Below are 17,140 nucleotides of genomic sequence, written 5' to 3'. Positions count from 1 at the left end.
CGCCAAGCGCAACAAACTGATGGACAACCTGCTGCGCGAATACACCGGCACCCACTACGAATACGACGAGCGCGGCAACCAGATCCGCCGCTGGCACAACGGCCAACAAAGCCAAATGCGCTGGGACTTGTTCGACCGACTGGTGCGCTTTGAAAACAATACACTCAGCGTCGACTACGCCTACGACCCGCTGGGGCGGCGTATCCACAAATACTCCAACGCCCACCACAAGCATCGCCCGGAAGCCGGCTCGCACTGGAACCAAAACGAACAGGCGCGTAAACAACGTGAACTGGGTTGCGGCTTCACCCTGTTCGGTTGGGACGGCGACACCCTGGCCTGGGAAAGCAGCCCGGCCCAGGCCGATGGCACGGCGGGTAAAACAGTCCACTACCTCTACGAACCCGGCACCTTCGTGCCCGTGGCGCAGGCCATGCGTCATCAACCGATCCGCCTGTTGGCGCAGCCGAACTACGAAGCCGCCTACGACATCGACCAGGACCCGCTGTGGACGCACACGGCCCAAGCGCTGCCGATTGACGTGTTGACCTGGTACCAGTGCGACCACTTGGGCACGCCGCAAGAACTGACCGACCCCAACGGCCAAATCGCCTGGAGTGCGCAGTACAAAGCCTGGGGTGAAATAAAAGAACAGTGTTCGGAATGGGCGCAGCGTGAAGGGCTGACCAACCCGATCAGATTTCAGGGCCAGTACCACGATCACGAAACAGGGCTGCACTACAACCGCTATCGGTATTATGATCCCCGGGTTGGGCGGTTTATCAGCAAAGACCCGATCAGCTATGCGGGTGGGTTGAATCTGTATGCATATGCGCCGAATCCTACGGGGTGGGTTGATCCGCTGGGGCTATCAACCATTCCTAAAAAGGGAAGATATCACGGTCCTAAACCTAAATATGAAAACCCAGGGCATCATGATCCGTCTTCGGGTAACTTTAGAGGTGGAGGGTCAAAAACATCAGTTCTTCCTAAAGATGCAGAGTCGCTGTACAAAAAAGCAATCCCGGACGCTGAAGGTAAGCACTGGTATGCGATGGATGAAAGTGGAGTTACTCACCGTTTTGGGAACAGTAATGACGGAAACGTTCATTGGAATGGCGACACATCGCAGAACCGTGGTATCCCAGTACCTCCTGAAGTCGATAAAAGGTTCGTATCAATGAAAAAGGATTGCTTGTGTGGGAGGTATAAGAAATGAAATATCCCATCATTGAAATTGGGCTTAATCTCTCAACTGTCGGCGACTACTTGTTCTCACAGTGCAGATTTGTTTTTCAGTCTGTGAATGTTGGCGATTATGAGCAAATAGTTCTTGCAAAAAACCTTCTGCTCTCACTTGAGGACTTAGAAGCGCGCCTTGATAATGTCTGTGCCGAAGAGTGCTTTGCTGAAGAAATTGACGATAGATTGGACCTCGTAATAAAACATGACATTCGCAACTGCTGCCTTCCTCTTGGCATTGAATCTTTCGATGGCGATAAAGCCGCCTTTTTCAAACTGTTAGGCGAGCACCACATTGCAATAAGACCATGGGGGAGCAGTCTATTTATTGAGAAGCTAGATCCTTTGCAGTATCGAGACACAATAAATAACAACATATCTTATCTAAGAGAGCGCATAACTGCAAATAAAGGGGGGGGGGAGGCTGCAAGAGAGTGACAGCCATCAGGGCCGGTGAGATACAGACTCGCACGGACTATGCCATTATCTAGAAAGCAGGATGGCAAGTTGAAACTTATAAAGCCTGGGGTGAAATAAAAGAACAGTGCTCAGAATGGGCGCAGCGTGAAGGCCTGACCAACCCGATCAGATTTCAGGGCCAGTACCACGATCACGAAACAGGGCTGCACTACAACCGCTATCGGTACTATGATCCCCGGGTTGGGCGGTTTATCAGCAAAGACCCGATCAGCTATGCGGGTGGGTTGAATCTTTACCAATATGCGCCGAATCCGGTGGCATGGATCGACCCAGTCGGGCTTTCTAAATGTTGCAGTCCGAGTATGGCCGAATGCGACAAAATTCTAGATGCCGCTGGCGTACAGGTAGGAAGCCATAGAGATATGCAAAAGGCTGGAGGTGGACTCAATGACTCACACCACATATACCAAGATGCAGCTGTGAGCGCTCTGCCAAACTATAACTATAACTATAACTATAACTATAACTATAACTATAACTATTACGATGCGCCTGCAGTAGTACTTCAAGGAAGAAATGCAGATGGTACAACACGTGGCACACCTCACTATAAGGCAAATCGCGTCCAAGATCAGAGGGGGGGAGGGAGCTTGGCTGCTGAGCGTCGTATCGCTTATAAAGCAGTCAGGAGAGCGGGCCTAAGTCCGGTGGAGTCTAGGTGCTCCCTTATGAAAGCAGATTCATGTTTTTCTGGCATTGGGGCTTCTGCAACATCAAATACTACTGTCCCAAAACGAAGGAAATGATAATGAAGTTATTTAATAGAGATGAAGCATGCAAACTTACAGATGATCTTTTGAGCGCGATTAAAAATAGAGGGCAGGGCACATTGGAGGCATTTGAAATAACACCTGCGATTTATGACGAGATTTTTGAGGAGCTCGAAAGATCAGGAGAGATTGTTGCGAACTTGACGCCTCCCCCGTATAGCGTTGCTTTTAAACCAGATGTGACTGGCAGAATCCCGTTTGCCTGTTATGAAACGGAAGCCGATACACACACATACAGAATTGCTTGTCAGCTATGGGCTGGAGGGATAAAAACTGACCTAACACTAATTGCTGATTACACTGAAGAGCAAGGAACTCCAACATTAGCTTTTAGACTATTAGAGACGCAATAATTTAAATTGCCACTTAGGGATAGTACAGGAATATTTAGAGTCAGCTAGCCCCGCCTCTTCCAAGCACACCCGACTGACTTGCCGGTAAGCTCCGGCAAGTCAGTCGACACCGCGCAAACCGAAACCTTCGCCTATGACGGCAGCCGCCTGCAATGGTTCCACGACCCCGCGGGTAACCTGCTGCGCGAACACCAGCACTACCTGAGCCTGCAAAAACCGGTAGTCGCCGTGTGGCAACACGAGTACGACGTGCTCAACCAACGCATCGCCACCACCCGCCCGGACGGCCACAAAGTCAGCTGGCTGACCTACGGCAGCGGCCACCTGCTGGGCATGCGCCTCGACGAACACGAACTGATCGGCTACGAGCGCGACGACCTGCACCGCGAAGTCGCCCGCCACCAAGGCAACCGCCTGCTGCAAACTCAACAATGGGACCCGGTCGGCCGTCTGCAAGCCCAACTGCTGAGCCGTAGCGACGACCCATCCACATTGCTCAAGCGTGAGTACAAATACGACGCCGCGGGCCAACTGACCGACCTCAACGACAGCCGCCGCGGGCCGCTGTCCTACCGCTACGACCCGGTGGGCCGCCTGCTCAGCGCCACCAGCCGCCTGGGCGTTGAAACCTTCGCCTTCGACCCGGCCAGCAACCTGCTGGACAACAGCGTGGCTGAAATCCGCCGCCCGCTGGATCAAGACCCGAAACGCAACAAACTGATGGACAACCTGCTGCACGAATACGCCGGCACCCACTACGAATACGACGAACGCGGCAACCAGATCCGCCGCTGGCACAACGGCCAACAAAGCCAAATGCGCTGGGACTTGTTCGACCGACTGGCGCGCTTTGAAGACAGTACACTCAGCGTCGACTACGCCTACGACCCGCTGGGGCGGCGCATCCATAAATACTCCAACGCCCACCACAAGCATCGACCGGAAGCCGGCTCGCACTGGAACCAAAACGAACAGGCGCGTAAACAACGCGAACTGGGTTGCGGCTTCACCCTGTTTGGTTGGGATGGCGACACCTTGGCCTGGGAAAGCAGCCCGGCCCAGGCCGATGGCACGGCGGGACGCACGGTTCATTACCTCTACGAACCCGGCACCTTCGTGCCCGTGGCGCAGGCCATGCGTCATCAACCGATCCGCCTGTTGGCGCAGCCGAACTACGAAGGCGCCTACGATATAGACCAAGATCCGCTGTGGACGCACACGCCCCAAGCGCTACCGATTGACGTGTTGGCGTGGTACCAATGCGACCACTTGGGCACACCGCAAGAACTGACCGACCACAACGGCCAAATCGTCTGGAGCGCGCAGTACAAAGCGTGGGGTGAAGTGCGGGAACAGCGTTCGGAATGGGCGCAGCGTGAGGGGCTGACCAACCCGATCAGATTTCAGGGCCAGTACCACGATCATGAAACAGGGCTGCATTACAACCGTTATCGGTACTATGATCCCCGGGTTGGGCGGTTTATCAGTGAAGACCCGATCAGCTATGCGGGTGGGTTGAATCTTTATGCGTATGCGTCTAATCCTACGGGGTGGGTAATCCGTTAGGCCTATGGAAAGGGCAGCCAAGAAATACCAACGGAACCTTCAGTAAAGGTGCAAATCCTGAAAAACCGTGCCCTCCTGTCGCTGACCCGACCAAAAAGGTGCATGGCAATAGTTTGGACAGTGATGCGCCTGCTATTGGGTACACTTTGAGAGATATAAATACTGAAGAAGTTATGAAATATGGGGAAACTACGCAGGGAAAAAAACGTTACAGCACTGTATACTTGAAATCTGAAGCGGTGACAATGGACTTTGAAGCAACTGGAACTAAGCGTGAAATGCATCGCTGGCAACATGAAAAAATTCTGGGCCACAAGGTCCGTCATGATGGACGACGGCCTCGTTTAAATAAAAGTGACTACTGGGGACTTAACAATGGATTTCTTTATGTCAGCAGAAAGAGAGGCAGATGTCAGAGACGGCGAAAGCTACGCGAGGAAAAAAATCTCGCCAATACTGACGGAACTATTGAATCCTATCGTGCTAGATTCCGACTTAAAAAGATGGAGTTTTATCTCTATTATTTTGTCCGATACATTTCTGCCCGGAATGCCTGAGGTAATTAAACTCAACAAAAAAAATATGGACCTTGATTGCAGAATACACATTGATCACGACAGATTTAAAGAGGTAGGAGAGCGTGAAAAAATCGAGATGATGCTTGATGCAATAGAACGCTCAATCAAAATGATGAGCAAGTATAAAATCATTCAGGGCGATCAAGATATATTGCACGGCGTTTTGACTGAGGTACGTAAAAAACTAATAAATACAACAGAGTAGTGCTTCCAAATTACTTTCTCTTTTTTAGTGAACCTACTAGAGCGTGGAGCGGGAGTATTCAGTATGCCAAATCGCTCACAATACAGTCGTGTTGAAAGGCTCATTTATTCAATGAAAGAGATCATCCGCCTAGGCGACTCAACCACCCACGGGGGTGTCGTGCTTGAAGCTTTTTACCGGACTGACCTCAACGGTAAACCGATTGCCGGTGTTGGTCATAACGTCAGTTGTCCGTTGTGCAAAGGTTTTTTTCCCATTGCCGATGGCAGTGCGACTTACTCCGTTGACGGCATTGCCGTTGCACTCGATGGTATGAAAGCAGCGTGTGGTGCCGCACTGATTGCCAATGGCCCGAAAGGCGCAGTCAAGAGTTGAGCCGCAACACCGTACTTTAAAAACTGAGCCGGTATGGATTGATATTTACTGTTAGCACAACGGCCAACAGAGCCAAATGCGCTGGGACTTGTTCGACCGTCTGGTGCGCTTTGAAGACAACACACTCAGCGTCGACTACGCCTACGACCCGCTGGGGCGGCGCATCCACAAATACTCCAACGCCCACCACAAGCATCGCCCGGAAGCCGGCTCGCACTGGAACCAAAACGAACAGGCGCGCAAACAACGGGAACTGGGCTGCGGCTTCACCCTGTTCGGTTGGGACGGCGACACCTTGGCCTGGGAAAGCAGCCCGGCCCAAGCCGATGGCGCGGTGGGACGCACGGTTCATTACCTCTACGAACCCGGCACCTTCGTGCCCGTGGCTCAGGCCATGCGGCATCAACCGATTCGTTTGTTGGCGCAGCCGAACTACGAAGGCGCCTACGATATAGACCAAGATCCGCTGTGGACGCACACGGCCCAAGCGCTACCGATTGACGTGTTGGCCTGGTACCAGTGCGACCACTTGGGCACGCCGCAAGAACTGACCGACCCCAACGGCCAAATCGCCTGGAGCGCGCAGTACAAAGCGTGGGGAGAAGTCAAAGAACAACGCTCGGAATGGGCTCAGCGTGAGGGCCTGACCAACCCGATCAGATTTCAGGGCCAGTACCACGATCACGAAACAGGGCTGCACTACAATCGCTATCGGTACTATGATCCCCGGGTTGGGCGGTTTATCAGCAAAGACCCGATCAGCTATGCGGGTGGGTTGAATCTGTATGCGTATGCGCCTAATCCGGTTGGGTGGGTTGACCCGCTGGGGCTTAATTCCTGCCCTTGTAAAAGTGACTGCGAGAAAATTCTTGCCGATGCAGGGCTAGACGTCGACACCCATGGCAATCTCACTAAACGAAACAAAGGCACTCAATATGACTCTCACCATATCTATCAAGACAATACAGTGACCTCCGTACCCGGTTATAAACACCGCGAAGCGATAGCCATAACATTACAAGGCAGAAATGTTGACGGTACAACGAGAGGTACGCAGCATTACAATGCCTCCCAGGTCCAAAACAATAGTGCTAATGGCGGCCTATTGGGCTCCGAAACTGTTATAGCTTTTAAGGCCTTACGATCAGCAGGCATTGGCAGTCCAGAATCAAAATGTGCAGTTCTGAAAGCGCGAGGCTACTTAAGTGGTCTTGGAGCAACTTCCGGAACATCAAAAAACCTCCCAAAAAATAGAAGAGGTCGATGACAATGTTTATTAAAAAAGAAAAAGTATATGAAGCCGCTTACAGTCTGATTGAAGACTTCATGGATGCATTTAATGAAAAAAGCACGGCCAAACTCAAGACTGAGTTCGGCATGACACCGGCAATATATAATGAGGCGCGCGAATACCTAGATGACTATTTCAACACTGACCAATACCTCCTTAAGCCGCCCCCAAAAAAAGGGGCATCCCCACATCTTCTAGAAGACAACCTATTGGATATCTACGGTACCGATGAAGAAACTGATTGTTGGAGAATAAACTGCAGGCTATTTAGTGAGCAGGGCGAAGAAGAGATTTCAGCAAACTTTGATCTTTTTTATGACAAAGAACAATTCAAGCTGAAATATCTATATACCGCCTCCTAAGAATTTGAGTGGAGCACAACGATAGTTTGCTTTGATACCGCTGCCGAGCACGACGGCGTTATCGCAGGCAATCATACCTCCACACTGACCCCGACGGCAGCCGATAGCGGGCGAAGGTACTTATTGATGCGCCCCTTTTTAATGAGCCATATTCGTTGGTCTAAGTTAGCAGCATCTACTCTGACAACAGCATTACGGTGGGGCTGGACAACATGAAACGCGCTTGTGGTGCTAGGTCGCCACAGGTTCGCATCCATATACGACTTGCTCACGGTTCAGCAGCCGCACCAGCGCTCTTTAACAAACAAACATCACCAGCATTTGCCCCGCGTCGCCAATGCGTGCACGTCGTATGTAGACGCGCGCCAAGTTTGGCTCCCTTTTCACCCTTGATGCTGGGCACAAGGAGTGCATAGAGCAGCAGCACGAATACGACGTACACAACCAGCGTATCGCCAAGACTCGCCCCGATGGCCACAGAGTCAACTGGCTGACCAATCAATGGGATAGACGGGGTGGGTATTCTGTAGCAACCATTGAAAGCGACTTTAGTGAAATCAATATATTTAACAAGCTTGCAACTAACTCCGTAAAAAACAATGCAACTTTATGAGTTTCATAGTTCTTTATCCAAACCAAACTTCAAGGGTGACTCGGTAGCTTTTTGTCGACTATTGAGGTATTTGTCTAAAATTGACGCTGCTCGTTGAGCAACAGTTTAATTCTAATCTCACTATAGAATCAGCCAGCTAATTCGGTCAGATAAAGCTGAAAGATATTTCAGACATGATGCCAAAAAGCAGCAGTTGGCGCGGTCGAAATTCAAGATAACCAGAGAGGCTCAACAGTGAAAGACATCATCCGCCTAGGCGACACCACCACCCACGGTGGTGTCGTACTCGAAGCTTTTCCCAATACCGACCTCAACGGCAAGCCCATTGCCGGGGGCGGTCACAAGGTCAGTTGCCCGTTGTGCAAGGGGATTTTCCCGATTGCCGAGGGCAGCGCCACTTCTTCCGTTGACGGAATTGCCGTTGCCCTCGACGGGATGAAAACCGCCTGCGGGGCCAGTCTGATTGCCAGTGGCCCTAAAGGGACCGTAAGCCGTTGAATGGCGGCAGCGTTCTTTAAAAAACCAGCTTGCATATGACCAGTCCGCGCTACTAGGCGCGACTATCAATACGATGCCGCGGGCCGCTGTCCTACCGCTACGACCCGGTGGGCTGCCTGCTCAGCGCCACCAGCCGCCTGGGCGTCGAAACCTTCGCCTTCGACCCGGCCAGCAACCTGCTGGACAACAGCGTGGCCGAAATCCGCCGCCCGTTGGATCAAGACCCGAAACGCAACACACTGATGGACAACCTGCTGCGCGAATACGCCGGCACCCACTACGAATACGACGAACGCGGCAACCAGATCCGCCGCTGGCACAACGGCCAACAAAGCCAAATGCGCTGGGACCTGTTCGACCGACTGGTGCGCTTTGAAGACAACACACTCAGCGTCGACTACACCTACGACCCGCTGGGGCGGCGCATCCACAAATACTCCAACGCCCACCACAAGCATCGCCCGGAAGCCGGCTCGCACTGGAACCAAAACGAACAGGCGCGCAAACAACGGGAACTGGGCTGCGGCTTCACCCTGTTCGGTTGGGATGGCGACACCTTGGCCTGGGAAAGCAGCCCGGCCCAGGCCGATGGCACGGCGGGTAAAACCGTCCACTACCTCTACGAACCCGGCACCTTCGTCCCCGTGGCGCAGGCCATGCGGCATCAACCGATCCGCCTGTTGGCGCAGCCGAGTTACGAAGGCGCCTACGATATAGACCAAGATCCGCTGTGGACGCACACCCCGCAAGCGCTGCCGATAGACGTGTTGGCCTGGTACCAGTGCGACCACTTGGGCACGCCGCAAGAACTGACCGACCCCAACGGCCAACTCGCCTGCAGCGCGCAGTACAAAGCGGGGGGTGAAGTGCGGGAACAGCGTTCGGAATGGGCACAGCGTGAGGGGCTGACCAACCTGATCAGATTTCAGGGCCAGTACCACGATCATGAAACAGGGCTGCATTACAACCGTTATCGGTACTATGATCCCCGGGTTGGGCGGTTTATCAGCAAGGACCCGATCAGTTATGCGGGTGGGTTGAATCTGTATGCGTATGCGCCGAATCCTACGGGGTGGGTTGATGCGTTAGGGCTTGCTAAACGAGGACCGAAAACCAACGGCGAGGGGCCACATAATCAAATTATTCAAGCTTGGGGGCAAGAAGTTGAAGCCTCCGGAGGGCGAGTTATTGCCGGTGGTGGCGTCAAGAGAGAGCAGTTAATTCCCACGCCAGGGGGGAATAAAGAAGGTCGTCGTCCGGATATAATTTTCGAAGATACAGAAGGGAGAATTATCTACGGCAACGTTGGTAAAAATCGTGCGGACCAAACGAACCCGATTACTCGCGAGAAGAAGGCATTGGACGATCTAAGAACAAAAGTCAATGAGGCACACGCACCTGATGACGTGCAATTTAGACCCTATAATTGCCCCTGTGGAAGGAAGATATAAATGGATAAGGTTATTTTCTTGACCTCTGAAGATTTTATTAAAATCAATAGCGAGCTTTTAAAAAGCACTGGATTCTGCTTATATTTTTGGCGTGATACTGATAAGAGATTCGTGCGATTAGATGACCTAGACTTTACAATCCTGGATGAAAATGAGCCGTTTTCATACGATTGGTTTGTTGGTGAGAAAAAAGATGAAAAAAGAGTTATTTCGCACACAAAAGAGACACTCAGGCGCGAAGAGAGAAAGGGATTGATCACTCTGACTTATGGGGGGGAGCATCAATATGCTATTGGCGCAACACGTTATAGTGCCGACAATTCCAATGTTGAAAAAATAGTAAATCGAGAGCTAAATAATTTATTCAAAAAGTACGCCCGGAAAGGTGTATTGGAAAGCAATGGTACCGCTAACAAAATCACAGATAACTACTACTGGACCGAAAAGGCACTTAGTAGTGGGAAAAATTGGCGACTATTTTTAGGCCGTGGAGTTCGTGAAAAATGCAACAGCATGCCAGGCTTTATTCCGAAGCCATAAATAATTAAGTAAGTGTTCGATTCATCGGCTCCATCGTATGGACTGCCGAGTAAAAACCTGGGGTGAATTGCGGGAACAACGCTAGGTAAGGGCACAACGCGAAGGTCTGAAAAACTCGATCCGCTTCCAGGGCCAGTACCACGATCATGAAACGGGGCTGCACTACAACCGCTATCGGTACTATGATCCACGGGTTGGGCGGTTTATCAGTAAAGACCCGATCAGCTATGCGGGTGGGTTGAACCTGTATGCGTATGTGCCGAATCCTACGGGATGGGTTGATCCGTTAGGCCTATGGAAAGGGCAGCCAAGAAATACCAACGGAACCTTCGGTAAAGGTGCAAATCCTGAAAAGCCGTGCCCTCCTGTCGCTGACCCGACCAAAAAGGTGCATGGCAATAGTTTGGACAGTGATGCGCCAGCTATTGGGTACACGCTGAGGGATATAAATACTGAAGAAGTTATGAAATATGGGGAAACCACACAAGGAAAGAAACGCTATCCGGAATCCTACCTCAAAAAAACAAGCTGACTTTTAGACCTGAGGTGGCCGGAACGAAACGCGAAATGCATTCTTGGCAGCACAACAAAATTGTAGAGCACAAAGCTACTAATGGCGGTACTGGCCCACCTTTAAACAAAAATGACTATTGAGGTAGATTTATGGAATTCTTCATGTCAGGAGAGATTGATGCGAAAGTCGGTGATGCAGAGCATATCGCTAGAAATAAAATAAACTCTGTCTTATCTGGTCTTGTAGAAAATGCAAAATTAAATTTCGACATAAACAGATGGAGCTTTATTTCAATAATCCTCTCTGATCTATTCATCTCAGACTACCCAGAAGTTGCAAAATTTCATAAAAAAACCAAAGTCCTCGAGTTTCGCTTACAGATCCCTTTTGAGAAATTCATAGGTGCGAACCCTAAGGTACAAATATCCATGATTCTGGATGCTATTGAACGATCCATCGGCCTGATGGAAAAATTTAAAATACCTGAAAATGACCGACAAACTTTAAAAGCCGCGGTAACCCAAGCTAGAACTGAGCTTTTAGGTCACTAGAACAATATTTTATGAAAGACATCATCCCACCATCCACGGGAGTGTCGTGCTTGAAGCTTTTTCCCGGATTGACCTCAACGTTAAACCGATTTCCGGTGTTGGTCACAACGTCAGTTGCCCGTTGTGCAAAGGGGTTTTCCCCATTGCCGAGTGCAGCGCGACTTACTCCGTTGACGGCATTGCTGTTGCACTCGATGGTATGAAAACAGCGTGTGGTACCGCACTGATTGCCAGTGGCCCAAAAGGCGCAGTCAACCGTTGAACCGCAACACCGATCTTTAAAAACTGAGCCGGTATGGATTGATATTTACTGTTAGCACAACGGCCAACAAAGCCAAATGCGCTGGGACTTGTTCGACCGACTGGTGCGCTTTGAAGACAACACACTCAGCGTCGACTACACCTACGACCCGCTGGGGCGGCGCATCCATAAATACTCCAACGCCCACCACAAGCATCGCCCGGAAGCCGGCTCGCACTGGAACCAAAACGAACAGGCGCGTAAACAGCGCGAACTGGGTTGCGGCTTCACCCTGTTCGGTTGGGACGGCGACACCCTGGCCTGGGAAAGCAGCCCGGCCCAGGCCGATGGCACGGCGGGTAAAACAGTCCACTACCTCTACGAACCCGGCACCTTCGTGCCCGTGGCGCAGGCCATGCGTCATCAACCGATCCGCCTGTTGGCGCAGCCGAACTACGAAGGCGCCTACGATATAGACCAAGATCCGCTGTGGACGCACACGCCCCAAGCGCTGCCGATTGACGTGTTGGCCTGGTACCAGTGCGACCACTTGGGCACGCCACAAGAACTGACCGACCCCAACGGCCAACTCGCCTGGAGCGCGCAGTACAAAGCGTGGGGTGAAATAAAAGAACAGCGTTCGGAATGGGCACATCGTGAGGGGCTGACTAACCCGATCAGTTATGCGGGTGGGTTGAATCTGTATGCGTATGGCCTAGTCCCACGGGGTGGGTTGATCCGCTGGGGCTTGCTAAGTGTTTACCACGCTGCACTGATAATAAATTGCAAGGGCCAAAAAATGAAACTGAAATGGCACGCGAGCTTTCTAATCAAATAAATAAAAATCTATAATATTTTCAATTCAGTCAATTCAGTCAATTCAGTCAATTCAGTCAATACAGGGATATATAAATTTTGTTGAGCTTTTACAAGGCTGGTATGAGGTTCAATGCAATGGCATTTGGGAGCATTCATTTGGTATTGAAGTTGTAAATATTGATAACCCAGGATGGAAAGTGAAAATAACAGTGGCCTCTTTGAAACGTTCAGGTTTGGTTAGCGTGGAACGAGATGAGTCTGATTGGATTAGGATTGCCGCGAGTGATGTGGAATCCCAGCCCCAGTGGACGGCGTCTATCCGCAAACCTTGGTTATCCCCATGGAGGATATTTACCCGGGTCCCGGGGGCAACGTTGTGGCGTGCAATAGGCTGGTTATCGTAACCGTTCAGGATTGGACTGTCTGAACCCAGTACTTCCAGATAACCGGCAATGCCCTGATATTGAACGAATCGTCCGCACATGGTGTTGACCCTCAGCCAATGGAACGCCTGGCCAGAGCGTAGTCTCTAAACAGTACTGTTTATTGTGAGGTGGCCACGTCATGGGAAGTTCCAAGCAGGATCACTTTGCAGTCATTGCCCGACAGGTCGAACAACTGCGCGAGAGCATTCAGGTGCTGGAGCAGGACGAAAGTCTGGGGCGTCATTCTTTGAGGGGAGGGCAGACTGTGGATGAGCATCAAACCATTCACCAAGCCTTCGACGAATTGGACCAGGCTGTAAACCACGTTTCAGACGTGTTGCTGGCTTTAGCTGAAGCGGTCAACCGCGTGCCTAAGCTATAGCGGGCGCGATCCATCTGTCGAAATATCCTACGTACAAATTGACCGGCATCGTCCTACACCGTCATCTGTATATACATACAGCTAGCTAAAGGCGCGCGTCATGAGCTTTACATCCCTGGGTCCAATCTCTGAAGGTGGCATTCGCCTGCCGCTTTGCACGTTTAAGGTTCCGGCTGGTTTTCCCTCTCCGGCAGCGGACCATATTGAGAAGGAGATCTCCATGGATCAGTTGCTGAATATTCGCGCGCCGCAGGTATACCGGGTCACGATCGATGGCGACAGCATGCAAGGTGCAGGCATCTATCCCGGCGATTTGGCAGTGGTTGACCGCGGTGTTGAACCTCTCAACGGTCAAGTCGTGGTGGCCTTGCTCAATAATGATCCCATCTGCAAGCGTCTGTGCGTCCGGGGAAAGAGCGTCATTCTCCCGTCTGAGAACCCCCGTTACCCGGATCTTCATGTAATGGAAGGGGATGATCTGTCGATATGGGCGTAATCACCTATACCGTGCGCAGCCATGCTCACTAAGGTCAATCCCGTTATCGAGTGGACTGTACCTGGGTGGCGCCCATCGGCAAGTGTGTGCCGCGAAGGGTGATCAGGTACTTGGGGTGCACTTCATTTGGCGCACATAGTCGCGTAGGTCGAGCGATGGGTGTACGCGCAGTGCGTATTCGCAACGGAGCATCTGGTTTGCCCACTGCAAAATCGATAGCATGCCCGCCTAATGGCTAAATGATGCCAAATCGGGCAAGTCCAATTTTTGATTAAGGATGCACTGCTGACATGGACGCATTACTGCACAGGTCGTCACTGATGTTGACGGGGCTGATTTTCAGCGTGGGCATGGCGCACAGCAACGCCGCCAGTTTTGATTGCACCAAGGCCAGCACCCAGGTCGAATATGCCATTTGTGGCAATCCGACGTTGTCGGCACTGGATGAGCAGTTGTCGCGCACTTATCGCCAGGCGCTTGCGCAGAACCCTCAGGTCAGGAGTCGGCAACTGGCGTGGCTCAGAGGCCCGCGTGAACAGTGTTCGGCGAATGTGGTGTGTTTGACCGCAGCCTATCAGCAACAACTGGATGCTTTGAACGGGGTGAGTTCAAGCGTGCCTGCGGCCGCTCCAGTTGCCGCTCCCGTCGCGGCCCCGGTCATTGCGCCGACAGCTCCAGCGATGGCGGCCGATAACCCGATCCCGATTCTGTTTGATCCCAAGTATTTTTATAACGTGCAGGGGCTATTGAGCGAGTCAGCCTGGAGTGATCCTCAGGCCAAGCTGTTTGGCAAGCCGGTGTTGCAGTGGGATGACGCCGACTTTGAGTATTTGAAGTATCGGCTTGAGCAGCAAAAAATCGCCGAACTGCAAGAAGCGCGTAACTGGTACGTGCAGCGTAATTTGCAAAATGATCCCACTCAGGACTCGACCTACCGTTTGCGCACTGAGGCCATGCAAAAGGTCATTGACGGCATCCCGCGCTTCAAATACTGGATTGCACAGGCCAATGGCGAGCAACGCGCCAGGCGCCAGGCTCAGCAACTGCAAGCCCAGGCCGAGCAGCAAGCCACGCTTGCGCGCGAGCAGGCGCAGGCCGTCGCTTTACAAGAGCAGCGCCAGCAAACGCAACTTCGTCAAGAAAGTCAGGCCCGCGGGCAGTGGTTGCTTTGGATAGGGCTGTTATTGGCGGCCATTTTGGGCGGTTTTATATGGCACCGTTTCATCCGTCATCGTTGCCCATCGTGCAAATCGCTGAATTTTGACTGCACGGGGCACAAGGAGATGGATCGCTTCAAGGGACGTATCAAAGTGCACGAAAAAAATTCACGCGGCACCAATACGCGCTTTATAAGCACAACCTTTGTGATCAATCGCTATGACTATGAATGTGCGGAGTGTGATCACGCCTGGTCTGAAAAGAGAAAAGAAGAGTTGGGCGCCTGAGTCTGCGCCCTTGTCGCGACGTTTACTCGTCGCGACCCTCCATCATGGTGCGTTTGAGCATCACGTACACCGCGCCTGCACCGCCGTGTTTGGCTTGGCACGAGCAGAACCCCAGTACTTGTGAGTGCTGACGCAGCCAGGTGTTGACGTGGCTTTTGATCATCGGCCGTTTGCCATCCAGGCGCACCGCCTTGCCGTGGGTCACGCGTACGCAGCGTACTTCGAGCCGGGTGGCTTCGCTCAAAAACTCCCACAAGGTTTCGCGAGCCTTTTCGACGGTCATGCCGTGCAGGTCAAGGCTGCCTTCAAAGCTGATCTGCCCCAGTTTGAGCTTGCGCATCTGGCTTTCTTGCACGCCATCGAGCGACCAGCTCAGTTGATCTTCGGGTCCCACATCAATCACAAACTGGTCTGACAAGCCGTCAATGATCGTCTCATTGCTACGCACAATCGCGTTTTGCCGCAGTTTGGCCAGTTGTGCACGGTCAGCTTTGGGTTTGCCGGTATCAGCCCGATCATGTTTGATCGGCTTCACGCCGCGGATTTCGTTTTTGAACAGGGAAAAATCGTCGTCTTGCATGTCAGCCTCCGCGAAGGGGCGCCAGTTTACCCAAGTCGGCGACCCGCGTGCGGCGGATGTGCCTTAATCGTGCTTTTTCATTAAATGTGCAGACATGTTCAGCCCCAGCGGCTGGCGCATGTAACGGCGACGGCGGCGCCACATCCAGATCCCCAGCCAAGTGATTAGCAGGCCAATACCCAGCACCACTGAAGCCCCTGCCGGGTTGGTGTTGAGTTCACTCAAGGCCGCAGGGCCGCCCAGCACACTCGCCACACCGGCCAGTGCCATCAGCAAGCCACAGAGCGTGATCAGCGCCGCTAACGTCAAGACAAAGCGTGAGCGCCAATGGCTGGGGCCTTTGGGACGTAACCGACGCGCATCAAAACCATCGGAGATCTTCATTCCGATCTTTCCTTAAAGAGTATCGGGCCTTCGACAGGAAGACTCGCATCTTGTTCCGGAGTGGAGTCGCAAATAGGTGTTTGATATGTAGGAAATGGGTATTACAGATAGGCGGTTAGCAGGCGCCGCCTATCAGCAGGGCGTCAGATCAAATCAGGTTTTGAGTGAGCGCGAGGGTTGCGAAGTTGTCATTCATGATGGCCATCTCGGTGCGTTGCACCTCGGCAGCCGGGATGATGCCATCTCGGGTAGGCAGGTCGCGGGTGGCGCAGGCGTCCTCGACCAGGGTGCAGCGAAGCCCGTAATCCTTGGCGGCACGCACTGTGGTGCTGACGCTGGAGTGGCTCATGAAACCGCACACAATGACGTCGAGCGAGCCCAGTCGCTCAAGAGTTTTTTGCAGGCCTGTATCGTTAAACGCGTTAGGCATACGTTTTTCGATGATCACCTCATCACCTTGGGGTTCGAGGCCCTTGATGAATTCGCCGCGTTCGCCTTGGGGGTCGAACATGCCGCCCACCGTGCCCAGATGACGGATGTGCACCACCGGGCGGTTGGCCTTGCGGGCGGCCTCAAGCAGAAGGGCGATGTTGGCGGTGGCGGCGTCCATGCCCGACAGGGCCAGAGGGCCGCTCAGGTACTCGTTTTGCGCATCGATGATCAACAGGCTGGCGTTGCTCAGAGTGGCTGCGGCATAACCGCGTCCAGTCAGTTGAAACATCGTTTTTAAAGCTGACATTCGGGGCTCCTTTGAGTGGGGCTTTTGCGACATTCTCCACTGGCCGGGCGTTTATGTGAATGCCCATTCTTGTAAACGCCGTGGTTGTTGGGCTGTAGCCAAGTCAAGCATTGAATTGGCGGTTCAAAAATGTATAAAACAGAACGATTTTGCTCCGTTTGGCGTGTGAAGGGAGGCGTTTGGCGTGACCGCCGGGCACAACTTTGGCCGGGTCGGGTTTTGGCTGTTAGAATCGTCGGT

General features: G+C 52.4%; 16 protein-coding genes and 7 pseudogenes. 20 read left to right on the top strand and 3 right to left on the bottom strand.

What is annotated here, in order from left to right; genetic code table 11:
- The 20 genes and pseudogenes from TU86_RS20695 to TU86_RS22230 form a co-directional block, all read left to right on the top strand.
- A partial coding sequence (locus TU86_RS20695; protein ID WP_048366179.1) for an RHS repeat domain-containing protein occupies positions 1-1,219 on the top strand: 1,219 nt, incomplete at its 5' end.
- On the top strand, positions 1,216-1,680 hold the full coding sequence (locus TU86_RS20690; RefSeq protein WP_048366178.1) for a hypothetical protein: 465 nt from the start codon (positions 1,216-1,218) through the stop codon (positions 1,678-1,680). The genes TU86_RS20695 and TU86_RS20690, both read left to right, overlap by 4 nt.
- Before the next feature lie 77 nt (positions 1,681-1,757).
- Positions 1,758-2,012: pseudogene (locus tag TU86_RS23435) on the top strand (RHS repeat-associated core domain-containing protein); the annotation flags it as partial.
- 458 nt (positions 2,013-2,470) lie between these two features.
- Positions 2,471-2,845, top strand: a complete 375-nt coding sequence (locus tag TU86_RS20685; RefSeq protein WP_048366192.1) for a hypothetical protein — start codon at positions 2,471-2,473, stop codon at positions 2,843-2,845.
- A gap of 105 nt (positions 2,846-2,950) precedes the next feature.
- Positions 2,951-4,402, top strand: a pseudogene (locus tag TU86_RS20680) (RHS repeat-associated core domain-containing protein); the annotation flags it as partial.
- A gap of 396 nt (positions 4,403-4,798) precedes the next feature.
- Positions 4,799-5,194: a hypothetical protein gene (locus TU86_RS23430; protein ID WP_048366177.1), complete on the top strand. Its 396-nt coding sequence runs from the start codon at positions 4,799-4,801 to the stop codon at positions 5,192-5,194.
- 111 nt (positions 5,195-5,305) lie between these two features.
- Positions 5,306-5,569 carry a PAAR domain-containing protein gene (locus tag TU86_RS20670; protein WP_048366176.1) on the top strand — a complete coding sequence of 88 codons (264 nt, stop codon included), beginning with the start codon at positions 5,306-5,308 and terminating at the stop codon, positions 5,567-5,569.
- Between the two features lie 55 nt (positions 5,570-5,624).
- Positions 5,625-6,413 (top strand): annotated as a pseudogene (locus TU86_RS23785) (RHS repeat-associated core domain-containing protein); the annotation flags it as partial.
- A gap of 425 nt (positions 6,414-6,838) precedes the next feature.
- Entirely contained in the window at positions 6,839-7,222 is a 384-nt protein-coding gene (locus TU86_RS20660) for a hypothetical protein (protein ID WP_125828572.1), read from the top strand.
- 847 nt (positions 7,223-8,069) lie between these two features.
- A complete protein-coding gene (locus TU86_RS20655) occupies positions 8,070-8,333 on the top strand; it encodes a PAAR domain-containing protein (RefSeq protein ID WP_048366173.1) in 264 nt (87 codons plus the stop codon).
- Positions 8,334-8,410: 77 nt separating this feature from the next.
- A pseudogene (locus TU86_RS23780) lies at positions 8,411-9,433 on the top strand (RHS repeat-associated core domain-containing protein); the annotation flags it as partial.
- Positions 9,434-9,784: 351 nt separating this feature from the next.
- Positions 9,785-10,324 (top strand): hypothetical protein, encoded by a 540-nt coding sequence (locus tag TU86_RS20645; RefSeq protein WP_048366171.1) that lies wholly within the window; start codon positions 9,785-9,787, stop codon positions 10,322-10,324.
- Between the two features lie 106 nt (positions 10,325-10,430).
- Positions 10,431-10,619: pseudogene (locus TU86_RS23415) on the top strand (RHS repeat-associated core domain-containing protein); the annotation flags it as partial.
- 380 nt (positions 10,620-10,999) lie between these two features.
- Positions 11,000-11,389 (top strand): Imm44 family immunity protein, encoded by a 390-nt coding sequence (locus TU86_RS20640; protein WP_157395931.1) that lies wholly within the window; start codon positions 11,000-11,002, stop codon positions 11,387-11,389.
- 4 nt (positions 11,390-11,393) lie between these two features.
- A complete protein-coding gene (locus TU86_RS20635; protein WP_048366169.1) occupies positions 11,394-11,651 on the top strand; it encodes a PAAR domain-containing protein in 258 nt (85 codons plus the stop codon).
- 55 nt (positions 11,652-11,706) lie between these two features.
- Positions 11,707-12,386 (top strand): annotated as a pseudogene (locus TU86_RS20630) (RHS domain-containing protein); the annotation flags it as partial.
- 92 nt (positions 12,387-12,478) lie between these two features.
- Complete coding sequence (locus tag TU86_RS23775; RefSeq protein ID WP_082152933.1) at positions 12,479-12,853, top strand: Imm53 family immunity protein; 375 nt, start codon at positions 12,479-12,481, stop codon at positions 12,851-12,853.
- Positions 12,854-13,013: 160 nt separating this feature from the next.
- Positions 13,014-13,256 carry a hypothetical protein gene (locus TU86_RS20625; protein WP_048366167.1) on the top strand — a complete coding sequence of 81 codons (243 nt, stop codon included), beginning with the start codon at positions 13,014-13,016 and terminating at the stop codon, positions 13,254-13,256.
- A gap of 100 nt (positions 13,257-13,356) precedes the next feature.
- A pseudogene (locus tag TU86_RS20620) lies at positions 13,357-13,784 on the top strand (LexA family protein).
- 258 nt (positions 13,785-14,042) lie between these two features.
- Positions 14,043-15,197: a lysozyme inhibitor LprI family protein gene (locus tag TU86_RS22230; protein ID WP_053076076.1), complete on the top strand. Its 1,155-nt coding sequence runs from the start codon at positions 14,043-14,045 to the stop codon at positions 15,195-15,197.
- A gap of 22 nt (positions 15,198-15,219) precedes the next feature.
- On the opposite strand, the gene TU86_RS20610 is transcribed toward TU86_RS22230, so the two are convergent.
- The 3 genes from TU86_RS20610 to TU86_RS20600 form a co-directional block, all read right to left on the bottom strand.
- Positions 15,220-15,777 (bottom strand): Smr/MutS family protein, encoded by a 558-nt coding sequence (locus TU86_RS20610; RefSeq protein WP_048366166.1) that lies wholly within the window; start codon positions 15,775-15,777, stop codon positions 15,220-15,222.
- A 63-nt stretch (positions 15,778-15,840) separates the two neighbouring features.
- Positions 15,841-16,161, bottom strand: coding sequence for a hypothetical protein (locus TU86_RS20605; RefSeq protein ID WP_048366165.1), 321 nt, complete (start codon positions 16,159-16,161; stop codon positions 15,841-15,843).
- Positions 16,162-16,309: 148 nt separating this feature from the next.
- A complete protein-coding gene (locus TU86_RS20600) occupies positions 16,310-16,900 on the bottom strand; it encodes a cysteine hydrolase family protein (RefSeq protein ID WP_048366164.1) in 591 nt (196 codons plus the stop codon).
- Positions 16,901-17,140 lie beyond the last annotated feature (240 nt).

The sequence above is a fragment of the Pseudomonas weihenstephanensis genome, assembly GCF_001043055.1.
Classification (GTDB): domain Bacteria; phylum Pseudomonadota; class Gammaproteobacteria; order Pseudomonadales; family Pseudomonadaceae; genus Aquipseudomonas; species Aquipseudomonas weihenstephanensis.
The sequence above is the reverse complement of the archived record's forward strand: the minus strand, read 5'-3'. Positions and strand labels throughout refer to the sequence as shown.